Annotated in this window: 23 protein-coding genes; 14 read left to right on the forward strand and 9 right to left on the reverse strand. The window is 56.2% G+C overall.

Translation table 11 applies throughout. The features are described from left to right. Positions 1-178: 178 nt before the first annotated feature. Positions 179-1,105 carry a 1,4-dihydroxy-2-naphthoate polyprenyltransferase gene (gene menA, locus ABLV12_RS08965; RefSeq protein WP_004107525.1) on the forward strand — a complete coding sequence of 309 codons (927 nt, stop codon included), beginning with the start codon at positions 179-181 and terminating at the stop codon, positions 1,103-1,105. 92 nt (positions 1,106-1,197) lie between these two features. Continuing rightward, on the forward strand, positions 1,198-1,683 hold the full coding sequence (gene rraA, locus ABLV12_RS08970; RefSeq protein ID WP_004107523.1) for a ribonuclease E activity regulator RraA: 486 nt from the start codon (positions 1,198-1,200) through the stop codon (positions 1,681-1,683). A gap of 60 nt (positions 1,684-1,743) precedes the next feature. Here rraA and pfkA read toward each other — a convergent pair whose 3' ends face one another. The 3 genes from pfkA to cpxP all read right to left on the reverse strand — a co-directional run bounded on the left by pfkA (position 1,744) and on the right by cpxP (position 4,458). Next, complete coding sequence (gene pfkA, locus ABLV12_RS08975) at positions 1,744-2,706, reverse strand: 6-phosphofructokinase (RefSeq protein WP_004107521.1); 963 nt, start codon at positions 2,704-2,706, stop codon at positions 1,744-1,746. Between the two features lie 202 nt (positions 2,707-2,908). Continuing rightward, a complete protein-coding gene (gene fieF, locus ABLV12_RS08980; protein WP_004107519.1) occupies positions 2,909-3,805 on the reverse strand; it encodes a CDF family cation-efflux transporter FieF in 897 nt (298 codons plus the stop codon). Between the two features lie 149 nt (positions 3,806-3,954). Beyond that, positions 3,955-4,458, reverse strand: a complete 504-nt coding sequence (gene cpxP / locus ABLV12_RS08985; protein WP_004107516.1) for a cell-envelope stress modulator CpxP — start codon at positions 4,456-4,458, stop codon at positions 3,955-3,957. Between the two features lie 149 nt (positions 4,459-4,607). On the opposite strand from cpxP, the gene cpxR reads away from it, so the two are divergent. Further along, a complete protein-coding gene (cpxR, locus tag ABLV12_RS08990) occupies positions 4,608-5,306 on the forward strand; it encodes an envelope stress response regulator transcription factor CpxR (protein ID WP_004107514.1) in 699 nt (232 codons plus the stop codon). Further along, positions 5,303-6,676 carry an envelope stress sensor histidine kinase CpxA gene (gene cpxA, locus ABLV12_RS08995; protein WP_004107505.1) on the forward strand — a complete coding sequence of 458 codons (1,374 nt, stop codon included), beginning with the start codon at positions 5,303-5,305 and terminating at the stop codon, positions 6,674-6,676. Before cpxR ends, cpxA begins: the two co-directional genes overlap by 4 nt. A 92-nt stretch (positions 6,677-6,768) precedes the next feature. On the opposite strand, the gene yiiM is transcribed toward cpxA, so the two are convergent. Both yiiM and sodA read right to left on the reverse strand, forming a co-directional pair. After that, positions 6,769-7,443, reverse strand: a complete 675-nt coding sequence (yiiM, locus tag ABLV12_RS09000) for a 6-hydroxyaminopurine reductase (protein WP_004107502.1) — start codon at positions 7,441-7,443, stop codon at positions 6,769-6,771. 71 nt (positions 7,444-7,514) lie between these two features. Beyond that, positions 7,515-8,135 (reverse strand): superoxide dismutase [Mn], encoded by a 621-nt coding sequence (gene sodA / locus ABLV12_RS09005; protein WP_004107495.1) that lies wholly within the window; start codon positions 8,133-8,135, stop codon positions 7,515-7,517. 291 nt (positions 8,136-8,426) lie between these two features. On the opposite strand from sodA, the gene rhaT reads away from it, so the two are divergent. Continuing rightward, the gene (gene rhaT, locus ABLV12_RS09010; RefSeq protein WP_004107493.1) at positions 8,427-9,461 is read left to right on the forward strand and encodes an L-rhamnose/proton symporter RhaT; all 1,035 of its coding nucleotides are present in this window, start codon (positions 8,427-8,429) and stop codon (positions 9,459-9,461) included. A gap of 5 nt (positions 9,462-9,466) precedes the next feature. Here rhaT and rhaR read toward each other — a convergent pair whose 3' ends face one another. Then, the gene (gene rhaR / locus ABLV12_RS09015; RefSeq protein ID WP_348867000.1) at positions 9,467-10,315 is read right to left on the reverse strand and encodes an HTH-type transcriptional activator RhaR; all 849 of its coding nucleotides are present in this window, start codon (positions 10,313-10,315) and stop codon (positions 9,467-9,469) included. Between the two features lie 73 nt (positions 10,316-10,388). Beyond that, complete coding sequence (rhaS, locus tag ABLV12_RS09020; protein ID WP_004107487.1) at positions 10,389-11,225, reverse strand: HTH-type transcriptional activator RhaS; 837 nt, start codon at positions 11,223-11,225, stop codon at positions 10,389-10,391. Between the two features lie 311 nt (positions 11,226-11,536). Between rhaS (ABLV12_RS09020) and rhaB the strand changes: the two genes are divergently transcribed. The 9 genes from rhaB (at position 11,537) to rhaM (ending at position 21,567) form a co-directional block, all read left to right on the forward strand. Then, entirely contained in the window at positions 11,537-13,003 is a 1,467-nt protein-coding gene (gene rhaB / locus ABLV12_RS09025; protein ID WP_016809652.1) for a rhamnulokinase, read from the forward strand. After that, positions 13,000-14,259, forward strand: coding sequence for an L-rhamnose isomerase (gene rhaA, locus ABLV12_RS09030; RefSeq protein WP_004107479.1), 1,260 nt, complete (start codon positions 13,000-13,002; stop codon positions 14,257-14,259). Before rhaB ends, rhaA begins: the two co-directional genes overlap by 4 nt. Positions 14,260-14,394: 135 nt before the next feature. Continuing rightward, on the forward strand, positions 14,395-15,225 hold the full coding sequence (gene rhaD / locus ABLV12_RS09035; protein WP_004116843.1) for a rhamnulose-1-phosphate aldolase: 831 nt from the start codon (positions 14,395-14,397) through the stop codon (positions 15,223-15,225). An 81-nt stretch (positions 15,226-15,306) separates the two neighbouring features. Next, the gene (gene rhaS, locus ABLV12_RS09040; protein ID WP_348866989.1) at positions 15,307-16,293 is read left to right on the forward strand and encodes a rhamnose ABC transporter substrate-binding protein; all 987 of its coding nucleotides are present in this window, start codon (positions 15,307-15,309) and stop codon (positions 16,291-16,293) included. Between the two features lie 137 nt (positions 16,294-16,430). Further along, complete coding sequence (locus tag ABLV12_RS09045; RefSeq protein WP_016809651.1) at positions 16,431-17,942, forward strand: sugar ABC transporter ATP-binding protein; 1,512 nt, start codon at positions 16,431-16,433, stop codon at positions 17,940-17,942. Continuing rightward, positions 17,942-18,946, forward strand: a complete 1,005-nt coding sequence (locus tag ABLV12_RS09050) for an ABC transporter permease (protein WP_004107471.1) — start codon at positions 17,942-17,944, stop codon at positions 18,944-18,946. The genes ABLV12_RS09045 and ABLV12_RS09050 overlap by 1 nt, the downstream gene beginning before the upstream one ends. Next, positions 18,943-19,947 carry an ABC transporter permease gene (locus tag ABLV12_RS09055; RefSeq protein WP_004116827.1) on the forward strand — a complete coding sequence of 335 codons (1,005 nt, stop codon included), beginning with the start codon at positions 18,943-18,945 and terminating at the stop codon, positions 19,945-19,947. Before ABLV12_RS09050 ends, ABLV12_RS09055 begins: the two co-directional genes overlap by 4 nt. A gap of 160 nt (positions 19,948-20,107) precedes the next feature. Beyond that, complete coding sequence (fucO, locus tag ABLV12_RS09060; protein WP_004107467.1) at positions 20,108-21,256, forward strand: lactaldehyde reductase; 1,149 nt, start codon at positions 20,108-20,110, stop codon at positions 21,254-21,256. Next, entirely contained in the window at positions 21,253-21,567 is a 315-nt protein-coding gene (gene rhaM / locus ABLV12_RS09065; protein ID WP_004116822.1) for an L-rhamnose mutarotase, read from the forward strand. Before fucO ends, rhaM begins: the two co-directional genes overlap by 4 nt. Before the next feature lie 54 nt (positions 21,568-21,621). On the opposite strand, the gene ABLV12_RS09070 is transcribed toward rhaM, so the two are convergent. Continuing rightward, entirely contained in the window at positions 21,622-22,986 is a 1,365-nt protein-coding gene (locus tag ABLV12_RS09070; RefSeq protein ID WP_348866991.1) for a NosD domain-containing protein, read from the reverse strand. A 102-nt stretch (positions 22,987-23,088) separates the two neighbouring features. Next, on the reverse strand, positions 23,089-24,477 hold the full coding sequence (locus tag ABLV12_RS09075; protein WP_004107462.1) for an MFS transporter: 1,389 nt from the start codon (positions 24,475-24,477) through the stop codon (positions 23,089-23,091). Between the last annotated feature and the right edge of the window lie 8 nt (positions 24,478-24,485).

Genomic DNA, 24,485 nt, shown 5'->3' on the forward strand with positions numbered 1-24,485 from the left:
TAGATGGGGCTATAGATACCCTAAATAATTCGAGTTGTCGCAAGGCGGCCTTTGGCTGAGTGCCCTCATTTTTCCCGGCAGTGTACCTGAGTACATGGCTGGGTTGAATGAGCGTAGCCAACGCACCTGCAGCTTGACGTATCAAGGGTAGAGCCCCATTTTTTATTGGCCGGGACTTATGACCGAACACGCTATCACTCGCACTCAGGCCTGGCTGGAAAGCCTGCGCCCCAAAACGTTGCCTCTGGCCTTTGCCGCCATTATTGTCGGCTCCGCTCTGGCCTGGCATCAGGGAAGTTTCGATCCCTGGGTTGCCCTGCTGGCAATCATTACCGCCGGTTTACTGCAAATCCTCTCCAATCTGGCCAATGATTATGGCGACGCGGTAAAAGGCAGCGATAAGCCCGACCGTATCGGCCCCCTGCGCGGCATGCAGAAAGGGGCAATTACCCAGGCGCAGATGAAACGCGCGTTGATACTCACCGTAGCGCTGATTTGCCTTTCTGGCCTGGCGCTGCTATTCCTGGCCTGGCAAACCATGGCCGATTTTATCGGTTTTATGGTGCTTGGCGGACTCTCAATCGTTGCTGCAATTACCTATACCGTCGGCACCCGTCCTTACGGCTACATCGGCCTTGGCGACATTTCAGTGCTGATTTTCTTCGGCTGGCTGAGCGTCGTGGGAAGCTGGTATCTTCAGGCGCACAGCGTGGAAGCGGTCATTTTCTTACCCGCCACTGCCTGCGGTTTGCTGGCGACGGCGGTGCTGAATATTAACAATCTGCGTGATATCGACAGCGATCGTGAAAACGGTAAAAACACCCTTGCGGTACGCCTCGGGCCGGTTAACGCTCGTCGCTATCATGCCTGCCTGCTGCTTGGCGCGCTGCTATGCCTGGCGCTGTTTAATCTGATCTCACTGCATAATCCGTGGGGCTGGCTGTTCCTGCTGGCCACCCCGCTGCTGGTTAAGCAGGCGCGTTATGTCATGCGCGAGCGCGATCCGGTCGCCATGCGCCCAATGCTGGAAAGAACCGTAAAAGGCGCCCTGTTAACCAACCTGCTGTTTGTTATCGGGATTATTTGCAGCCGACTCGCGGCTTAACTGACAAATATCAATTAACAATTGATGATTTTGCCAACAGCACGATTCACGAGATATACTGAAAATTCTCGCAGCAACTGAACGTTAAGCCTATGAAATACGATACTTCCGAGCTTTGTGACATCTACCAGGAGGATGTCAACGTCGTGGAACCTCTGTTCTCCAACTTTGGGGGGCGCTCGTCGTTTGGTGGACAAATCATCACGGTAAAATGTTTCGAGGATAACGGGTTGCTCTACGATATGCTCGAACAGAACGGCCGTGGCCATGTCCTGTTAGTTGACGGTGGTGGTTCCGTTCGGCGCGCATTGATTGACGCTGACCTGGCGCGTCTGGCCGTACAAAACGAGTGGGAAGGGCTGGTCGTCTATGGCGCAGTGCGTCAGGTTGACGATCTGGAAGATCTGGATATCGGTATCCAGGCGCTGGCCGCCATTCCCGTTGGCGCCGCAGGGGAAGGCATCGGCGAAAGCGACGTTCGCGTCAACTTCGGCGGCGTCACCTTCTTTTCCGGCGACCATCTCTACGCCGATAACACCGGGATCATCCTTTCGGAGGATGCTCTGGATATCGAGTAGCGTGTCCCGCCCATAAAAAAGGCCTTCTCTCTGAGAAGGCCTTTTTGTTTGCGTCTGAGCTTAGTACAGCTTCTTAGCGCAATCCAGCCAGTCGCTTTTAAACGGACGCTTCATGTTTTCGATAGCGTCGATGATGTCGTGGTGAACCAGCTTCTCGTTCTGAATACCGACGCAACGGCCGCCGAATCCCTGCAGCAGCAGGTCAATCGCGTACGCGCCCATGCGGGATGCCAGAATACGGTCATAAGGAACCGGGGAGCCGCCGCGCTGAATGTGGCCCAGTACGGTTGCGCGAGTTTCACGGCCGGTCTCTTTCTCAATATAGTGAGCCAGTTCGTCGACGTCGCACATATGCTCGGTGATCGCCACAATCGCGTGTTTTTTGCCTTTCGCGATACCCGCCTTGATTTCAGCAACCAGATCGTCGCGAGTGTACTCAACCTCAGGAACCATGATGAATTCGCAGCCGCCGGAGATGGCTGCCGCCAGGGTCAGGTCGCCGCAGTAACGGCCCATCACTTCAACAACGGAAATACGCTGGTGAGAGGAAGAAGTATCACGCAGACGGTCAATAGCCTCAACCACGGTGCTCAGAGCGGTAAAGAAACCGATGGTGTAGTCGGTGCCTTTAATATCGTTGTCGATGGTGCCCGGCAGACCGATGCAAGGGAAGCCCATCTCAGTCAGGCGTACGGCGCCCATATAAGAACCGTCACCGCCGATGACTACCAGCGCATCGAGGCCGCGCTTTCTCATATTTTCAATCGCGACGGCGCGAATATGTTCTTCGCGGAATTCTGGAAAACGCGCCGAACCCAGGAAGGTGCCGCCGCGGTTGATCATATCGGAAACGCTGTAGCGGTCGAGCTGAACCATGCGATCTTCATACAGGCCGAGGTAACCGTCATAGATTCCAAAAACTTCCAGACCTTCCGTTAATGCCGCGCGCACAACGCCGCGAATTGCTGCGTTCATGCCCGGGGCATCACCGCCACTTGTCAACACACCGATTTTCTTAATCATGACTACCTCTGAACTTAGGAAGCAAAAAATAATCCTGTTGCCTGAAGCGCCCCTCACCAGGAGTGCACAACGATAATTGCAATAGTATATCAAACGCTTCTGGCTGAATTGATTCAGGTCAGACCAAATGGCGGTAATTTATACAAATAATGCCGATCCGCCCCACATTTTTACATCGAGTTTACAGATAACAACTTAAAGATCATAAAACACCCTGCTGCGCTAACGGCACCACCGAACAGGGGTCCTGGTGGATAATCACATCGGAACCCGGGAATCGGAGCAACAGCGCCTGCTCCACCTGATCGGCAATCACATGTGCCTGAACCAGCGGGAGATTATCTTCCATTTCCAAATGAATCTGAATAAAGCGAGTCGGCCCTGACTGCCGCGTACGTAGATCGTGCGCCCCGCTGACGCCTGGCCATGCGGTCACGATATTGATAATTTCCTGGCGTTCCTCATCAGGTAACGCGCGGTCTAATAACGACTGAACGGCGTCATAACCCATGCGCAGCGCGCTATATAAAATATAGACGCCTATACCTAATGCAAACAGCGCATCAGCACGATGCCAGCCGTACCATGAGAGGGCCAGCGCCACCAGGATTGCGCCGTTCATCATAACATCAGACTGATAATGAAGCATATCCGCCCGCACCGCCTGACTTTGCGTTTTTCTCACTACCCAGCGCTGAAAGGTCACCAGCACCAGCGTGCTTATCAGCGCAACCAGCGTCACTACCATCCCGACACCCGCCGCGTTCATCGGCTCAGGCCGCACGAGATGCTGGATACCCGTCAAGAACAGAAACAGTGCCGATCCGGAAATAAACATGCTTTGCGCCAGCGCGGCCAGCGATTCCGCCTTGCCGTGACCAAAGGTATGTTCTTCATCGGCGGGTTGTAGCGAATAACGCACCACCAGCAGGTTGGTTAACGAGGCGGCGATATCCACCAGCGAATCAACCAGCGCCGCCAGAATACTCACTGAGCCGGTATACCACCACGCAAAAATCTTAATTAAAAGTAACGCAGAGGCCATCACCGTCGCCGCAATCGCCGCGCGACTCACCAGCTGCCCATAGGATTGATTCATAAACGCTCCTTACTTCGCGATGCGCTTAGTATAACCCGATAATTTACCGCGACGGGGAGCCGGGAAGAGGCTGAATAACAGGCAAAAAAAACCCCCACATCATGTGGGGGAAGACAGGGATGGTGTCTATGGCAAGGAAAACAGGGTTGTTACTGGGGTTGCAGGGTATTGCTACTACTCGAAAGCATCATCGCTGAGCCTTTTTGCATCCTTGCAACCTCACGCAACTGGTTCATTCGTTGCTGGTGCTTAGCGTTTAAAACCGCTTGCTGCTCTGGCGTTAACAGGTGGTACATCTGGTTGCGAACTTTTGCCATTTCAACCTGGCGGGCAACCTGTTCCTGCGCCATCTTATCTGCCTGAGCGCGTACAGCGTTTTCATCAAAATTTTCTGCGGTGACAAGGCGATGCATTGTCTCCATTTCGCTAACATTAACGGGTGGCCTTTCGTGGCGTGCCCGCTGCATAAGATCTCGTAACTGTTGCCGTTGGTGTTCAGTTAAACTTATGCCGTCAAACATATGGCTCTGGCTGCTGCGCTGGACCCCTTCGTCTCCGGGGAGCCAGTTAACGCTGGTGACGACTTCAGCGGCTTGGCTATATGCACTTAGCGCCAGCGTTGAGGCCATGACGGCAGCGATAACATTGCGCATCACATACTCCCAAAACGTTTGTGTCGCGATTCAACGATAGAGAGTTTACGATGCAGGCTGCAAACATGCGTCAGGGGGTGTAAAACAACGTAAAGTCATGGATTAGCGAGCCTTGATGACGTAATTTCTGCCTCGGAGGTATTTAAACAATGAATAAAATCCTGTTAGTAGATGATGACCGGGAGCTCACCTCCCTGTTAAAAGAGCTGCTCGATATGGAAGGTTTTAATGTGCTCGTAGCCCATGACGGGGAACAGGCGCTGGCCCTTCTGGACGACAGCATCGATTTACTTTTGCTTGATGTGATGATGCCGAAGAAAAACGGTATCGATACACTCAAAGAGTTGCGTCAGACGCACCAGACCCCGGTTATCATGCTAACGGCCCGCGGGAGCGAGCTGGATCGCGTTCTCGGCCTCGAGCTGGGCGCGGACGATTACCTGCCTAAGCCGTTCAACGATCGTGAGCTGGTAGCGCGTATACGCGCTATTCTGCGCCGATCGCACTGGAGCGAGCAGCAGCAGACAACCGAAGCCGGTTCACCGACGCTGGAAGTGGATGCGCTAAGCCTTAACCCCGGTCGCCAGGAAGCCAGCTTCGATGGCGTGACCCTGGAACTGACCGGCACCGAGTTCACCCTGCTCTATCTTCTGGCGCAGCATCTTGGCCAGGTGGTATCGCGTGAACATCTTAGCCAGGAAGTATTAGGTAAACGCCTGACGCCATTCGACCGCGCAATCGATATGCACATCTCCAACCTGCGGCGTAAGCTGCCGGAGCGCAAGGACGGCCATCCGTGGTTTAAAACGCTGCGCGGACGCGGCTATCTGATGGTATCGGCTTCATGATTGGAAGTTTAACCGCACGCATCTTCGCTATTTTCTGGCTCACGCTGGCGCTGGTGTTGATGCTGGTTCTGATGCTGCCCAAGCTGGACTCGCGCCAGATGACCGAGCTGCTGGAGAGCGAGCAACGTCAGGGCATCATGATTGAACAGCACGTCGAGGCCGAACTGGCGAACGATCCGCCGAACGACCTGATGTGGTGGCGTCGTCTGTTTCGCGCTATCGATAAGTGGGCTCCGCCGGGCCAGCGTTTGCTGCTGGTCACCAGCGAGGGGCGCGTCATCGGCGCGGAACGCAACGAAATGCAGATTATCCGCAACTTTATCGGCCAGGCGGATAACGCCGACCATCCGCAGAAAAAACGCTATGGTCGTCTGGAAATGGTCGGGCCTTTTTCCGTCAGGGATGGAGAAGATAACTACCAGCTCTATCTGATTCGCCCTGCTAATACCTCACAATCAGACTTCATCAATCTGCTGTTCGACCGGCCTTTGTTGCTGCTCATCGTCACGATGTTAGTCAGCGCCCCGCTGCTGCTATGGCTGGCGTGGAGCCTGGCGAAACCCGCGCGTAAGCTGAAAAATGCCGCCGATGAAGTCGCCCAGGGCAACCTGCGTCAGCATCCGGAGCTGGAAGCCGGTCCGCAGGAGTTTTTAGCCGCCGGGACCAGTTTTAACCAGATGGTGACCGCGCTGGAGCGCATGATGTCCAGCCAGCATCGTCTGCTGTCCGATATCTCGCACGAACTGCGCACGCCGCTGACCCGCCTGCAGTTAGGCACCGCATTGCTGCGCCGCCGCAGCGGGGAAAGCAAAGAGCTGGAGCGGATTGAGATGGAAGCGCACCGGCTGGATAGCATGATCAACGACCTGCTGGTGATGTCGCGCAATCAGGCCAAAACCGCGCTGGTCAGCGAGACGGTGAAAGCCAACCAGCTGTGGGGCGAGGTGCTGGATAACGCCGCCTTTGAAGCCGAACAGATGGGGAAATCGTTCACCGTCGAGTATCCGCCAGGACCCTGGCCGCTGTACGGTAACCCCAACGCGCTGGAAAGCGCGCTGGAGAATATCGTGCGTAACGCGCTGCGCTACTCGCATACCAAAATTTCGGTAAGCTTCTCGGTGGATAAAGATGGCATCACGGTTAACGTCGATGATGACGGCCCGGGCGTAAGTCCGGAGGATCGCGAGCAGATTTTCCGTCCGTTCTACCGTACCGATGAGGCGCGCGATCGCGAGTCTGGCGGTACCGGGCTGGGGCTGGCGATTGTCGAAGCGGCAATCCAGCAGCATCGCGGTTGGGTAAAAGCCGACGACAGCCCGCTGGGCGGCTTGCGCTTAACCCTGTGGCTGCCGCTGTACAAGCGTACCTGACTCCCCCGGCCTGCGCTTCGCCAGGCCGGGTTCGAAACGGGTAGCCCGGATAAGGCGCAACGCGCCGCCATCCGGGAACGCGCACGGAAGCGCTATTTCCCCCACAATCTCCGCGAATTATTTTCGATCTTCCCGCTCAGGCGCCGTTTCTGCATGGTACGGCTCCAGCTTACCGACAGCCCCGCCGCCGATAGCAGGCGGTGATACTGCTCGTCATCGAACGGCATTTGCCAGGCAATAGCTCCCGCCTCGTGAACGCTAACGTCGCTGAGGCGGGAAACCAGCGCCAGCGGCGCATCGCCGGACACTCGTCCGCCCGCCACTACCCGATACAGCCAGCCGGTTTTGCCGCTATTCTGCATAAGCTGCGCCATGTCGCTGACGGCAAAATGGTAGTTAAGCTTGAAGCACGGCGATCGCGGCTGCGTCACCTGAATCAGCGCCTCTCCCCAGCGGAAGATATCGCCAATATAGACATTTTTTTCCGTCAGCCCTTCGGTCGAGAGATTTTCGCCAAACGCCGGGGCGCAGAAAAGATCCGCCTGCTGCGGAAGTTCACGGGCCCAGTGGGCATAGTGTTCACGGGGATAGTGGCACAGCGCGCGGTCCGGCCCGCCGTGAATTTTCTTCTCCGCCTGCTCATCGCCCTCCAGCCCCAAATCGCCGAGGGTCAGTTCACCGTCGATCTGAATTTTACCGATGGCGCTTGGACGGCTGCCGTCGTAATCCCTTACCTTGCCCACAAAGACATTCACCGGATAGTGCATCGCTGCTCCTTTGCTGCGGATATAAAAAAAGCGAGTCATCAGACTCGCTTCTCGCTCAGCACAATGCAACCTTATTTTTTGGCGGCAAAACGCGCTGCGGCTTCGTCCCAGTTCACCACGTCCCAGAACGCTTTAATGTAGTCCGGACGACGGTTCTGGAATTTCAGGTAGTAAGCGTGTTCCCATACGTCCAGGCCCAGAATCGGGAAGCCGGAAGCGCCGGAGATTGCTTCGCCCATCAGCGGGGAGTCCTGGTTAGCGGTAGAAACCACCGCCAGCTTGTCGCCTTTCAGCACCAGCCACGCCCAGCCGGAGCCGAAACGGGTAGCAGCCGCTTTTTCAAATTCCGCTTTAAAGTTGTCAACGGAACCGAAATCACGCTCGATAGCCGCTTTCAGGTCGCCCTGCAGGGTAGTACCGGTTTTCAGGCCTTTCCAGAACAGGCTGTGGTTAGCGTGGCCGCCGGCGTTGTTACGCAGCACGGTTTTTTTGTCTGCCGGCAGCTGATCCAGTTTGGTAATCAGCTCTTCTGCGGACAGGTTCGCGAATTCAGGCAGGCTTTCCAGCGCTGCGTTGGCATTATTAACGTAGGTCTGGTGGTGTTTAGTGTGATGGATTTCCATCGTCTGCTTGTCAAAATGCGGTTCCAGGGCGTCATAAGCGTACGGCAGGGCAGGCAGTGTATAACTCATAATCATCTCCATTATTGTCGAGCGGCGGAAAGTGTTAATGCCGCGTAAGCAGTTGGTTCATTATAGTTAATTAAATGATATTGAAAACGCTTATCAATGCCGTATTTTTAATAAGGTTATAACAAGGGGGAATAGATGTAGTTTTGTGATACAGAACAACTAATTAAGTTTTTGGTTGCCAGGTTCCGCCTTCTGGTGGCAACAGCTTAAAGGCGGAAAAACTGACCGATTTTTACACTCATCGGGTCGGAAGAAGATTTATCCGATAAAAAATAGATGAGGATAAAATCAATGAATCATGCGATTACGATGGGTATTTTTTGGCATTTGATAGGTGCAGCCAGTGCAGCCTGTTTCTATGCCCCGTTCAAGAAAGTTAAACATTGGTCCTGGGAAACAATGTGGTCAATCGGCGGGATCGTCTCCTGGCTGATCCTCCCCTGGGCCATCAGCGCCATGCTGCTGCCCGACTTCTGGGCCTATTACGGTTCTTTTAACGCCTCCACGCTTCTGCCCGTTTTCCTGTTCGGCGCCATGTGGGGCATCGGTAATATTAACTACGGCCTGACGATGCGCTATCTCGGCATGTCGATGGGGATCGGCATCGCCATTGGTATTACGTTGATTGTCGGTACGCTCATGACCCCGATTCTCAATGGTCAGTTTGATGTTCTCATTAACACTAAAGGCGGCCAGATGACGCTGCTCGGCGTGCTGGTTGCGGTGATTGGCGTGGGCATCGTCACCCGTGCAGGCCAGTTGAAAGAACGCAAAATGGGCATCAAGGCCGAAGACTTCAATCTGAAAAAGGGCCTGCTGCTGGCGGTAATGTGCGGCATCTTCTCCGCAGGTATGTCGTTCGCCATGAACGCCGCCAAGCCGATGCACGAAGCCGCCGCCGCGCTCGGCGTCGACCCGCTTTACACCGCGCTGCCAAGCTATGTGGTGATCATGGGCGGCGGCGCGCTGGTTAACCTCGGCTTCTGCTTTATCCGGCTGGCAAAAGTGAAAAATTTGTCGATAAAAGCCGACTTCTCGCTGGCAAAACCGCTCATCATCAGCAATATCCTGCTTTCCGCGTTAGGCGGCCTGATGTGGTATCTCCAGTTCTTCTTCTACGCCTGGGGCCACGCCAGCATCCCGGCGCAGTACGACTACATGAGCTGGATGCTGCATATGAGCTTCTATGTGCTGTGCGGCGGGCTGGTAGGCCTGATCCTCAAAGAGTGGAACAACGCCGGTCGTCGTCCGGTGGGCGTCCTCAGCCTCGGCTGCGTGGTGATTATCATCGCCGCCAATATCGTCGGTCTGGGAATGGCGAACTAGCGTCGTCAGGCGGCGGCGCGACTGCGCTGCCGCCACTGCCCCGGCGTCATGCCTATCTCGCGGTTAAACACCACCGAAAAGTAGTTACTGTCTTCAAACCCGCACTGCATCGCCACTTCGCCAATCAGCCGTTCGGTATGCTGCAGCAGATACTGCGCGTGGCAAATACGCAGCTGGCGCAGGTAGTGGTTGATAGTCATCCCCGTCTGCTGACGAAACTGCTGGCGCAGCGCGCGCTCGCTGCACCCTTCCCGCTCGCAAAAACGGTCAAGAAAGAAGGGACGATTGAGGCTGCCCGCCAGCTTGGTGAGCTGCTTATCGAGCAGCGCTTCGCTTTGAGTTGCCGCCAGATTATCGGTGGCGTAGCGATAGCGCTGAAGAATAAGCACCAGCTGCGCAAACAGCAGTTCGGCCATATTATTGGCCTGGGCATCGCTACGACAGCTCTCATGCTCCAGTTGGGTAATCACCTGTCTGACCTGGGCCATACCGCTGCTGCCGATTCGCCAGTGTGGGATCCACGGGGTGCCGAACAGACCCGGAATGTGCGCCGCCCAGTCAAAGTTAAGCCGCAGCCGATCCGGGCAATAAATGACGTTTTGCAGGACAAGATCGTTTACCGAGGCGTAGGAGTGCTTATCTTCCGCGCGGATATAGAACAGATCGCCGCGGGTAATGCGCCACGGGCGATCGTTAAGAACGTGCAGGCCGTTTCCCCGCCACACCAGCACCAGTTCGCAGAACTCATGGGTGTGCTCGGCGAAGACATTTTGCGGATAGCGATCCGCTACCGCCACCGCCTGAGCGGGGGAGGCAAAAAATTCATCTTTGCGAAGAATCAGCTGACCTGCCACGACATCAACTCCGAACATAAATAACGTTTCATTATTCGCGTTTATGTCTGCTAAAACGTTGACTGCTCTCCCGTTACTGAAGAATGGCGTCGCGCCCCTGGCGAATATCGCGCGGAGACCAGTCAAATTCACGGCGAAAAAGCGTCGAAAAGTGGTTACTGTCGCCGAATCCGCAGCGATAGGCGATATCGGTCACGCTGTCATCGCTGTGGCGCAGCAGATGGCGCGCTTTCATCAACCGCACCCGATTCAGGTAGCGCTGCGGCGTCAGTCCGGTTTGCTGTTTTAACTGACGATGCAGAGTTCGCAAAGAGAGCGAAAACCGCGCCGCCACCTCTTCCCAGCAGATATCTTCGGCAAAATGATCTTCCAGCCAGGCCATTAAATGGTTGAGCCGCGCGTCATTGTTGGCTGCGCCTTCGGCGAGGCTGCTTTTACGCAGGTGCACCAGCAGCTGCATAAATAAAATCTCGCGGCTGGCGATGGCATGCATATCCGCATCCGCGCCAACGTTCTCCATCTGCTCCACAATCTGCCGCACCTGCTGCAATGCATTCTGATTCACCCGCCAGTGTGAGAGATAGTTCCCCTCCTGCTCTTGCGGCAACAGTTCGTTCAGGCCGGACAAAAAGCGAAATGCGTCCGGCGCGCGATAGAGCACATTAGTCAGGCATAAATTATCCGTGTGCTCGTAGAGATGACGATCGTGATCGCGGATAAAGCACACCGATCCGCCGCTGATGGTATAGGGCTGGCCGTTGAAAACGTGAATCCCGGTGCCGTGCTCCACAATAACAATCTCATGAAAATCATGATGATGCTCAGGAAAAGCGGATTGCGGGAGCCGCGGCTCAATGGCGACAGCTGAAACGCCGGACTTAAAGAAATCCACACTGTGCAACATAGTCATAGCCGCTCCTCGAAATGAGAAAAGTTATCAATCAGTGGAGCAAATAGTAATTAAGGGGCGGCGATCCGGCCTTCAATTTTTGACCGCAAAATTCGTAAAGCCTGCCGCTTTTTCAAGAAATGGCGGGAAAGATCGGGAACTGCGGACAACATCACATCCCTCCATGCAGCGCAGATAAAACGAAACTGTGACCTCTCTCACGGTCACCTTTGCTTTCTTGCCAGCGGCCAATTTTCCCTGTCAGTAACAAGAAGGTGAGCCTGAGGCGACTTTTTTAGACTGCATGCAATGATTTTCACAAGGATCTTCCCATGAGTTTTCGTCATTGTGTCGCCGTTGATTTAGGCGCCTCCAGCGGGCGGGTGATGCTCGCCGGTTATCAACCCGGGCAGCAAACGCTGGCGCTGCGTGAAATTCACCGTTTTACCAATAGCCTGCAGAAGGTGGATGGTTTCGACTGCTGGGATCTCGATAGCCTGGAAGGGGAAATTCGCCGCGGTCTGGAGAAGGTCTGCGAACAGGGCATCCTGATCGACAGCATCGGCATCGATACCTGGGGCGTGGATTATGTCCTGCTGGATAAAGCGGGCCAGCGCGTCGGCCTGCCGGTTTCCTATCGCGATTCTCGTACCCAGGGGCTGATGCGCCATGCCGAAGAGCAGCTGGGCCGGGCGGAGATCTACCGCCGCAGCGGCATTCAGTTTCTGCCGTTTAACACCCTTTACCAGCTCCGCGCGCTGGTTGAACAACAGCCGGAACTGGTCAGCCAGGCCGCGCATGCGCTGCTGATCCCGGACTACTTTAGCTTCCGCCTGACCGGCAACATGAACTGGGAGTACACCAACGCCACCACCACGCAGCTGGTCAACATTAACAGCGATAACTGGGATGAAGAGCTACTGAACTGGAGCGGCGCGCCGCGCGAATGGTTCGGTACGCCGACGCACCCCGGCAACGTTATCGGCCACTGGATATGTCCGCAGGGCAATAACATCCCGGTGGTCGCCGTCGCCAGTCACGATACCGCCAGCGCGGTTATCGCCTCGCCGCTGGCCAGCAAAAACGCCGCGTATCTCTCTTCCGGCACCTGGTCACTGATGGGCTTTGAAAGCAAAACCCCCTGCACCAGCGATGCGGCGCTAAAGGCCAATATCACCAACGAAGGCGGGGCCGAAGGCCGCTATCGGGTACTGAAAAATATTATGGGTCTTTGGCTGCTGCAGCGGGTGCTCAAGGAGCAAAACGTCAGCGACCTGCCGGCGCTGATCGCACGCACTGCTGCGCTTCCGGCCTGCCGCTGCGTTATCGACTGTAACGATGACCGCTTTATCAACCCGGACAACATGAGCGCGGAAATCCAGGCCGCCTGCCGCGAATCCGGGCAGCCGGTTCCTGCCGGCGACGCCGAGCTGGCCCGCTGCATTTTCGACAGCCTGGCGCTGCTCTACGCTCGGGTGCTTAACGAACTGGCGGCGCTGCGCGGTCAGCCGTTCAGCCAGCTGCATATTGTCGGCGGCGGCTGCCAGAACGAACTGCTCAATCAGCTTTGCGCCGACGCCTGCGGCATCACCGTGGTCGCTGGCCCGGTTGAGGCCTCCACCCTGGGCAATATCGGCATTCAGCTGATGACCCTGGACGAGCTGCACAACGTCGATGAATTCCGTCAGGTCGTGCGGCAAAACTACGCCCTCACCACCTTTACCCCCAATCATGAAAGTGAAATTGCCCGCTTTAGCGCGCAGTTTCAGCCACAACAGACCAAGGAGCTTTGCGCATGACCACTCAACTTGAACAAGCCTGGGAAATTGCCAAACAGCGCTACGCCAGCGTCGGCGTGGATGTCGAGGAGGCCTTGCGCCAGCTGGACCGCCTGCCCGTTTCCATGCACTGCTGGCAAGGCGATGACGTCGTCGGTTTCGAAAACCCGGAAGGAAGCCTGACCGGCGGTATTCAGGCCACCGGCAACTACCCGGGGAAAGCGCGTAACGCCAGCGAGCTGCGCGCCGACCTTGAGCAGGCGTTGAGCCTGATCCCCGGGCCAAAACGCCTGAACCTGCACGCCCTCTATCTGGAATCCGACGCGCCGGTAGCGCGTAATGAAATTAAGCCAGAGCACTTTAAAAACTGGGTTGAGTGGGCGAAAGCCAACAAGCTGGGGCTGGATTTTAACCCCTCCTGCTTCTCGCATCCGCTGAGCGCTGACGGCTTTACGCTGTCGCACGCCAACGATGAAATCCGCCAGTTCTGGATCGATCACTGCAAGGCCAGCCGCCGTATTTCCGCTTACTTCGGCGAGCAGCTGGGCACGCCGTCGGTGATGAATATCTGGATCCCGGACGGCATGAAGGATATTACCGTTGACCGCTTCGCGCCGCGCCAGCGCCTGCTGAACGCGCTTGATGAAGTGATCAGCGAGAAGCTCGACCCGGCGCACCATATTGACGCCGTAGAGAGCAAACTGTTCGGTATCGGCGCGGAAAGCTACACCGTCGGTTCCAATGAGTTCTATATGGGCTACGCCACCAGCCGCCAGACTGCCCTGTGCCTGGATGCCGGCCACTTCCATCCGACGGAGGTCATCTCCGATAAGATTTCCGCCGCCATGCTCTATATCCCGCGTCTGCTGCTGCACGTAAGCCGTCCGGTACGCTGGGACAGCGACCACGTGGTGCTGCTGGATGATGAAACCCAGGCCATCGCCAGCGAAATCATCCGCCACGATCTGTTCGACCGCGTGCATATCGGTCTCGATTTCTTCGACGCCTCGATCAACCGCATCGCGGCGTGGGTGATTGGTACCCGCAATATGAAGAAAGCGCTGCTGCGCGCTCTGCTGGAACCAACCGAGCAGCTGCGTCAGCTGGAGCTCGACGGCGATTACACCGCCCGTCTGGCGCTGCTGGAAGAGCAGAAGTGCCTGCCGTGGCAGGCCATCTGGGAAATGTACTGTCAGCGTCACGATACGCCGGCAGGCAGCCAGTGGCTGGATAACGTACGCGCTTATGAAAATGCGGTTCTGAGCCAGCGCGGGTAATGCCTGGACTTCCCCGGACGCAGCCGGGCTACGAACCGGTAGCCCGGATAAGCCATTTACGGCGCAATCCGGGGGCTCGCACATATTCAGGGCGAGGGGCCAACCCCGCGCCGAATCAACAGGAAAGACAAGACTATGCAGACCATTATCGACGCCTGGTTCGTCCAGGGCATGATTAAAGCCACTTCCGACGCCTGGCTGAAAGGCTGGGACGAGCGCAACGGCGGCAACCTGACGCTGCGCCTCGACGAAGCGGATATTGAACCCTACGCGGCGGATTTCCACGCTAAACCGCGCTATATCGCCCTGAGCCAGCCGATGCCAACGCTGGCCAACCAGCCGTTTATCGTCACCGGTTCCGGTAAATTCTTCCGTAACGTCCAGCTCGACCCGGCGGCGAACCTCGGCGTGGTGAAAGTCGACAGCGACGGCGCGGGATACCATATTCTTTGGGGTCTGACCAACGATGCGGTACCGACATCCGAGCTACCGGCGCACTTCCTGTCGCACAGCGAGCGCATCCGCCTGACCAACGGCAAAGACCGGGTGATCATGCACTGCCACGCCACTAACCTGATTGCCCTGACCTACGTGCTGGAGAACAACAGCGATCTGTTCACCCGTAAGCTCTGGGAAGGCAGTACCGAATGCCTGGTGGTCTTCCCGGACGGCGTCGGCATTCTGCCGTGGATGGTGCCGGGCACCGACGAAATCGGCAAGGCCACCGCTGAGGCGATGCAGAAACACTCGCTGGTGCTGTGGCCGTTCCACGGCGTTTTCGGCAGCGGCCCCAATCTGGATGAAACCTTCGGCCTGATCGATACCGCCGAGAAATCCGCTGAGGTACTGGTGAAAGTCTATTCAATGGGCGGGATGAAACAAACCATCACCCGCGAAGAGCTGGTCGCTCTTGGCAAACGCTTCAACGTTCAACCGATGCAGTCCGCGTTAGACCTTTATCAATAACAACATCGCGCCCCGCTCACCGAGACGGGGCGAAACATCACCTGCAAACCCTACCAAACTGACTCTTGTGGAGTAAAAGCAATGAAAACAAAGACAAGCTTGATCCTCACCGTTGCCATCCTGGCGTTGTCCGGTTCCGCTTTAGCCGAAGTCAAAATCGCCCTCGTGGCGAAATCATTGGGAAATGGATTCTTCGAAGCAGCGAACGTCGGCGCGCAGGAAGCGGCCAAAGAGTTAGGCGATGTCAAAGTGATCTATACCGGCCCGACCACCACCACCGCCGAAGCACAGATCGAAGTGCTGAATGGTTTGATCGCCCAAGGGGTGGATGCGATCGCCATTTCCGCTAACGATCCCGATGCCGTGGTGCCGGTGCTGAAGAAAGCGATGCAGCGCGGCATTAAGGTGGTCTCCTGGGACTCCGGCGTCGCGCCGGCGGGACGCCAGATCCATCTTAATCCGTCCAATAACGCCTTGATTGGCGAAACCAACGTTAAGCTCGCCGCCGATGCGCTGAAGGCGCTGAACGTGGAAAAAGGCGATGTGGCGATTTTAAGCGCCACCCCAACCTCCACCAACCAGAACATCTGGATTGAGGAGATGAAAAAGGTGCTGCCGCAGTATCCGTCCGTCAATCTGGTGACCGTCGCCTACGGTGACGATCTGTCGGATAAAAGCTACCGCGAAGCGGTGGGCCTGCTGAAGTCATATCCTGACCTGAAAGTGATTGTTTCGCCTTCGTCGGTGGGGATCGTTGCCGCCGCGCAGGCGGTGAAAGATCAGGGCAAAATCGGCAAGGTCTACGTGACTGGCCTGGGGCTGCCATCGGAAATGGCGGGGGCGATTAGGTCCGGCGCCAGCAAAAGCTTTGCTATCTGGAATCCGATCGACCTTGGCTATGCCGCCACGTATCTGGCCGACGATTTAGTTAAAGGCACGGCGACCAAAACCGAAGCCAATATGGGCAAGCTGGGCAAAGTGAAGCTCGACGCCGACGGTAGCGGCGCGATGGCCGAACCGTTCGTCTACGATGCGAGCAATATCGATAAGTTCTCGAAGATATTCTAACCCTGCTTCCTCACCCCGGCCCGCTCCCGAAGGGAGAGGGAGAAAGCCAGGCCCTCTGCGCAATGTTGGCAGAGAGCTCTGAGCGGTTCCCTCGCCCCTTTAGGGAGAGGGTTAGGGTGATTTTACGGAGAACTATCATGTCAGCATCCACCCCACTGCTGTCGCTTAAGGGCATCACCAAGGTTTTCCCCGGCGTGCGCGCACTTGAGAACGTACAGCTCGATCTCTGGCCCGGCAAAGTCACCGCCTTAATCGGCGAAAACGGCGCGGGCAAATCCACGCTGGTCAAAGTGATGACCGGTATTTATCAGCCCGAAGAGGGCGAGATTCTCTATAAAGCGATCCCTATCCAGCTGCCGACCCCGGAGTCAGCGCACAAGGTCGGGATCACCGCCATTCATCAGGAAACCGTGCTGTTCGACGAGCTGTCGGTCACTGAAAATATTTTCGTCGGCCAGTATCTGCATCGCGGTCTGCTGAAGAGGCTCGACTGGCCCGCCATGTACCGCAAAGCCAGCGAGATTCTCACCCGCCTGGAGGTGCAGATTGACCCGCGCGCGACGTTGAAAACCCTCAGCATCGCCCAGCGCCATATGGTGGCCATCGCCCGGGCGCTCTCCTTTGAAGCCCAGGTGGTGATCCTCGATGAGCCGACCGCCGCGCTCTCACAGCATGAAATTCTGGAGTTTTATCAAATCGTTGAGCGCCTGAAGCAGGACGGCAAAGCGATTCTTTTTATCTCGCATAAGTTTGATGAGATTTTCGAGCTGGCGGACTACTACACCATTCTGCGCGACGGCGTTTACGTCAGCTCCGGAGCGATAAACGACATCACCGAAGAGCGGATGGTGGCGATGATGGTGGGCCGCGCGATTACCCAAACCTACCCGAAAGTTGACTGTACCCCAGGGGAAACGGTGCTGGAGGTGCAAGACCTCTGTCACCCCACCGAGTTTGCCCATATCAATTTCAGCCTGCGCAAAGGGGAGATTCTTGGCTTTTACGGCCTGGTGGGCGCCGGGCGCACCGAGCTGATGCAGGCGCTCTCCGGGGTCTCGACCCCCTCCTCCGGCAACATCGTACTGAAGGGCAAAGCGATGCGCTTTCGCCAGCCGGCCGACGCCATCAACGCCGGTATCGTCTGCGTGCCGGAAGAGCGGCAGAAGCAAGGAGCGATTATCGCCCTGCCGATCGCCCAGAACATCAGCCTGCCGCAGCTCAGCAAACTCAACCCCAACGGCGTACTGAACGACGCCCGCGAATGGCGGCTGGCGGATGAGTACGCTTCGCGCTTACAGGTCAAAGCTTTTAGCTGGCGGCAGGCGGTGGAAACCCTTTCCGGCGGCAATCAGCAAAAAGTGGTGATCGGCAAATGGCTGGCGACCCATCCCGAGGTGATTATCCTCGACGAACCGACCAAAGGCATCGATATCGGTTCCAAAGCGGCGGTGCACCAGTTTATGTCCGAACTGGTCAGCCAGGGGTTGGCGGTCATTATGGTCTCTTCGGAGCTGCCGGAAGTGATGGGTATGGCCGACCGGATTATCGTGATGCACGAGGGGCTGATGGTGGCCGAGTATCGCGCCGGTGAAGCGACGGCGGAAACCATCGTCAGCGCCGCCAGCGGCGTGAATCAGGAGGCAGCGTAATGGGCAAACAGCTGCTTAAACACCGCGAAGCGCTGCTGGCGGCGGTGATCATTTTGATGATCGGCGCTATCGGCAGCCGGGCGCCGTCGTTCGTCTCGCCGGGCAATCTGGTGGAGATGTTTAACGACACCGCCATTCTGATCATCCTCGCCCTCGGGCAGATGATGGTGCTGCTCACCAAAGGCATCGATCTGTCGATGGCCGCCAATCTGGCGCTGACCGGAATGATCGTCGCTCTGCTCAACGCCCACTATCCGGGTATCCCGGTGGCGGCGCTGCTGGCGCTGGCGACCCTGCTTGGCCTGCTGATGGGGATGATTAACGGCCTGCTGGTCTGGCGGCTCGGTATTCCGGCCATCGTGGTCACGCTGGGCACCATGAGTATTTATCGCGGGATTATCTTTCTGCTTTCCGAGGGTAGCTGGGTTAACTCGCACCAGATGAGCGCCGATTTTCTCGGCCTGCCGCGCGCCTCGCTGCTGGGAATGCCGCTGCTGAGCTGGTGCGCCATCGCCGCGCTGCTGCTGGTAGGCTATTTCCTGCGCTACAGCCGCACCGGCCGGGCCTTGTACACCGCGGGCGGCAACGCGACGGCGGCGTACTACACCGGGATTAACGCCGGGAAGATGCAGTTTGTCAGCTTCTGCCTCTCCGGCGCGCTGGCCGGGTTCTGCGGCTATTTGTGGATCTCACGTTTCGCTGTCGCCTATGTCGATGTCGCCAACGGTTTTGAACTGCAGGTGGTCGCCGCCTGCGTCATCGGCGGCATCAGCACCATGGGCGGAACCGGTCGCGTGCTCGGCTGCCTGTGCGGGGCGCTGTTCCTTGGAGTGATTAATAACGCGCTACCGGTGATCGGTATTTCGCCGTTCTGGCAAATGGCCATTTCCGGCGCGGTGATCGTCATTGCGGTGCTGCTTAACGAACGAGGCAATAAAGGCCACGGACGGTTAATCCTGCGCGACGCGGCATTAGCCCGACAGAAACAGGCGGTGAAATCATGAGCAAAATGATGATGTCTGAAGAGATGAAAAGCGTCCCGGCCGCGCCGTCGCCGCTGCGCCGCTTGCTGTGCTGGGAAGGTTTTCTGCTGGCGGTAACCCTGGCGGTATTTATGGTTAACGCCCTGGCATCCCCCTGGTTCCTTAATATCTGGAATCTGTCGGACGCCACGTTTAACTTCACCGAAAAAGCGATCATCGTGCTGCCGATGGCGATGCTGATTATCGCCAGAGAGATCGACCTTTCGGTAGCCTCGACGATGGCGCTGAGCTCAACGGCGATGGGCTTCTGCGCGGCAGCGGGTATGGATACGCCGCTGCTGGTGGCCGTCGGGCTGGGTGTGGGGCTGCTGTGCGGCCTGTTCAACGGTATCCTGGTGACGCGCTTTAACCTGTCGTCGATTGTGATCACCATCGGCACCATGAGCCTGTATCGCGGGATAACCTACATTCTGCTGGGCGACAAGGCGCTCAATCACTACCCGGACAGCTTCGCCTGGTTTGGCCAGGGCTACGTGTGGGGCGCGCTCTCTTTTGAGTTTGCGCTGTTTATCCTTCTTGCTGCCGCCTTTACCTTCCTGCTGCATAAAACCAACTTTGGCCGCCGGACCTACGCCATCGGCAATAACCCGACCGGAGCCTGGTACTCCGGGATTAACGTCAAGCGCCACAACCTGGTGCTGTTCGCGCTGGTCGGACTGATGGCCGGCCTGGCGGCGGTTCTGCTGACCTCAAGGCTCGGTAGTACCCGCCCGACGCTGGCGATGGGCTGGGAGCTGGCGGTCGTCACGATGGCGGTACTCGGCGGCGTCAATATTCTCGGCGGTTCCGGCAGCATGGTGGGGGTGATTATCGCCGCTTTCCTGATGGGGCTGGTGACGTTTGGCCTGAGCCTGCTCAACGTGCCGGGCATCGTGATGTCGATCATCATCGGCGCGATGCTGATTGTGGTTATTTCGCTGCCGATTATTACCCGGCGGATTTTGCAACGAAGACGGATTTAATTTCCCCTTCACCCTAAATCCCGGAGGCGGTGCTACGCACCTGTCCTGGCTACCGGCCTGCAGACGCCAGTGAACCTGTAGCCCGGGTAAGGCGCCAGCCGCGACCCGGGAGCGGGTGAAGGGAAACGGATTACCCAAATCAACATTAAGGAGAATTATCATGAGTTTTATGTTGGCACTACCCAAAATCAGCCTCCACGGCGCGGGCGCAATCGGTGATATGGTTAAGCTGGTGGCAGGTAAAGGGTGGGGTAAAGCGCTGATCGTCACCGACGGTCATCTGGTCAAGATGGGTCTGCTCGACAGCCTGTTTACCGCCCTGGATGAACAGCAAATGTCTTATCATCTGTTTGATGAGGTGTTCCCTAACCCAACGGAAGCGCTGGTGCAAAAAGGCTACGCGGCGTATCGCGAGGCCGGGTGTGATTACCTTATCGCCTTCGGCGGCGGCAGCCCGATCGATACCGCTAAAGCGGTGAAAATCCTCACCGCCAACCCGGGGCCATCGACCGCCTACTCCGGCGTCGGCAAAGTGAAAAACGCCGGGGTGCCGCTGGTAGCAATCAACACCACAGCAGGAACAGCCGCGGAGATGACCAGCAATGCGGTCATTATCGACGCCGAACGTCAGGTGAAAGAGGTGATCATCGACCCCAATATCATTCCCGATATTGCCGTCGATGACGCCAGCGTGATGCTGGATATCCCGCCGTCCATTACCGCCGCCACCGGCATGGACGCGCTGACCCACGCCATTGAAGCTTTTGTTTCCGTTGGCGCGCACCCGCTGACCGATGCCAATGCCCTGGAAGCGATTCGCCTGATCAACCAATGGCTGCCGCAAGCCGTGGACGACGGGCACAATCTTGAAGCCCGCGAGCAAATGGCGTTTGGCCAGTATCTGGCGGGCATGGCGTTTAACAGCGCCGGTCTTGGCCTGGTGCATGCGCTGGCTCATCAGCCAGGCGCTACCCACAACCTGCCGCACGGCGTGTGCAACGCCATCCTGCTGCCGATCATCGAAAACTTTAATCGCCCGAACGCGGTTGCCCGTTTCGCTCGCGTCGCGCAGGCGATGGGCGTCGATACCCGCGGCATGAGCGATGAGGCAGCCAGCATGGAGGCCATCAACGCCATCCGCGCGCTGAGTAAACGCGTCGGCATCCCGCAAGGCTTTAGTCAGCTTGGCGTTAGCAAAGCCGATATCGAAGGCTGGCTGGACAAAGCGCTGGCCGACCCGTGCGCGCCGTGCAACCCGCGCACCGCCAGCCGCGACGAAGTCCGCGACCTGTATCTGGAGGCATTATGATCCGCAAAGCTTTCGTGATGCAGGTAAACCCGGACGCGCATGAAGAGTATCAGCGCCGCCATAATCCCATCTGGCCGGAGCTGGAAGCGGTGCTGAAAGCCCACGGCGCGCACCATTACGCGATTTATCTCGATAAAGAGCGCCATCTGCTGTTCGCCACGGTGGAGATTGAATCCGAAGCGCGCTGGAACGCCGTCGCCGGGACAGAGGTGTGTCAGCGCTGGTGGCAGTATATGCGCGATGTTATGCCGGCCAATCCGGACAACAGTCCGGTAAGCGCGGAGCTCAAAGAGGTGTTTTATCTCGATTAAATCCATGACGGCCCCGCTGCATTTAGCGGGGCCACCGCTTCAGACCGAAGAGCGTTACATCGTTCCGGGAACGGGCGTGGCCCTGAAGGCGTTTACCGCCCTGTCCATCAGCACCCGATCGTCGCTTCCGCTATCCAGTATCGTGTTTTGCGCGGATTCTTTTTCTACCTGCACGGCAACCGCATCAAGCTCCTTTAACCTGGCCGTCGTCAGCAAAGCGCTGACCTGCGCCGCAAAGCAGGCATCCTCTTCGGAGGGCTGCGCCTGCGCCGCTGACGTCTCCGTGGTCGCCACGATATGGTTATTCGCAATATAATTCCCTTTCCCGGAAACCAGCCGGATGATGACCGGTTTTATTCCCAGCGGCTTGAGATACTGGATATCAATCGTTTCGGAAATATGATTGGCAATCAACGAATTATGATTACCATTGATATGCAGCAGACCATAGGCATCATCCAGGCCGTTGTCATAGGTCTGCATCGGCGGCCAGGGTTCGCGATCGCGGAAAAAATGATTGGCCGCGATGAGATTCTCCGCACTGTTATTCTCCAGTACCAACATCCCTGGATAAAATGAGTGCAACCGATTACCGGTCACGGTAGAACGAACAACGCCAGATAAATGAACGCTGCTGGCGCCACGCGGAAAGATATTATTGCCAGAAATTAATAACCCACCAAAGTTTTGGGCATAAATCGAATAGCCTTTATAGCCTGCGCCAATCAGGTTATCGGTTATTTTAGAAGCCTGTCCAGCGCCACGAAGCTCGATGCAGTTGCCGCATTCGGCGATAAAGTTATTATGGATCGCCATAGCATCACTATTGTACGTCGTGAGACCATGCTCAAGATAGATAAATCCCATGCCGGTAATCCGGAAAGCATCCTGAGCGCTGGCGATATAAATCCCGGTTTTGCCGTTAATATAGCTATTTTCCGGATCGTTGTTTCCCAGCCCATCATCAATAAAATGCAAGCCATCAATACAGAAGTTTTCAAACGCCACTGAACTTATTCGCGGTGCTCCGCTGCGTTTCACGTAAAATGCAGCGCCAGCGTGTTCTTCATCACCGGGCTGCGGGCAAAGATCGACCAGGATACGGCTACCACCCGGCCATATATCATGCAAATTCGCCCACTCGTCAGCCGGCGTATTAAAGCGAATACTTGAAGAGACAAACCCGTGTCCGGCGCCCATTATTTTTAAATAACTGATATCAATCAAAACCTGAGTCGTCAGATGATAATCGCCGGGCGGGATATAGATAGCGGCGCCGGGTTTTCCACCATTATTCATGTCGGTTGCGGTTTGCCGATTTTTAATATCGAGAATAATACTGTTGATAACTTCGCCGATATCCTTATACGGATTACCGATATGCCACTGCGTCACGTCATAATAATTATTATGCGTCATGAAGAACCTCCTCTGCTATGAACAGAAAATCAATTAAAAAACTGTTTTGATTAACACTGATATTTAATGATAAATAATACGGATAGCCTGATCCGCTGGCGATTAATCGCGTCCTTTTTCCAGTTCACGTTTTGCAAGATCGGCTTTGATTTTTTCAAGGAACGCGTTATTCAGCTTGAAGTAGCGCACCAGATACGCGCTGATGAAATAGCTCACCATCGGCAGTAGTGAGAACATCATGATGATGCCCTGAATGGTCTGCGCATTTTGCTGCGGCTCATTAGCGACATAGCCGGTAAACGCCAGAATCCACGCGACGATAGCGCCGGCCACCGCCAAACCCATTTTCAGCATAAAAAGGTTACCCGCGAAGGAGATACCGGTCAGGCGCTTGCCGAACTTCCAGTCACCGTAGTCATCAACGTCGGACATCATCGCCCACAGAATCGGGCCTGACTGAATTAAATGCAGAACGTTAATAATGATGAATAACGCCATCAGCGGGGTCAGGGATTGCGGATCGATAAACCACAGCGCAAATGACAGAACACCGAGAATAATATTAATAATGCGGAACAGCGCGAGTTTATCAAAGCGATCGGTCAGCGGTTTGGCAAGCACGCTGCCCAGCATATTACAGGCCACACCCAGCGCCATAAACAATGTGATAAATCCGACAGAGGCCTTCATCACATAGGTAGCATAATAAATGGTGACGCCGCCGCGGATGAAGGCCGGGAAAACATTTAGAAAGGTTATAGAGATCATCAATAGCCACTGATCGTTCTTGATAATATCCCGCAGGTCTTTCTTTAATGACTCGTTTTCCTTAACCGACACCACGCGCTCTTTTATGCTGGAAAAGCAGAAGAGGAACATCAGGGTTGCCGCACCGCCCATAATCATCATCGTCAGCTGGAAACCGGAGGCGCGGTCGCCATTACCCAGCCAGTCCGTTAACGGCAAAATAGATGAGGAGATAATTAACGTTGCCAGTCCGTTAAGGAAAAAACGCCATGACAGGCAGCCCATACGCTCTTTCTGATTGAGAGTAATCACGCCGCCAACCGAGCAATAGGGAATATTGATCGCGGTATAAATCAGCGACATCATTAAATAGGTGACCCAGGCATAGATAATCTTGCCATTCATGCTTAGTTCTGGCGTAGTGAACATCAGCACCGCACCCAGCCCAAACGGAAACGCCATCCATAATAACCATGGGCGGAACTTACCCCAACGGGTCACGGTGCGGTCGCAGATGGCCCCCATCAGCGGATCGCTAAAAGCGTCAAAGATACGGATAACCAGGAATAAGGTCCCCACAACTCCGGCACTTAAGCCATACACGTCGGTATAAAACCAGGTCAGATACAGTGCCAGCACGCTCCATATCATTCCTGATCCGGCGTCACCCATGCCGTAGCCGATCTTCTCCCTCAGCCCCAGCTTTTCATAAGCGCTCGGCCTTTCCATTGCGGTAGCAGACATAAATATAC

The organism is Klebsiella sp. CN_Kp100 (genome assembly GCF_040065315.1).
GTDB lineage: Bacteria > Pseudomonadota > Gammaproteobacteria > Enterobacterales > Enterobacteriaceae > Klebsiella > Klebsiella oxytoca.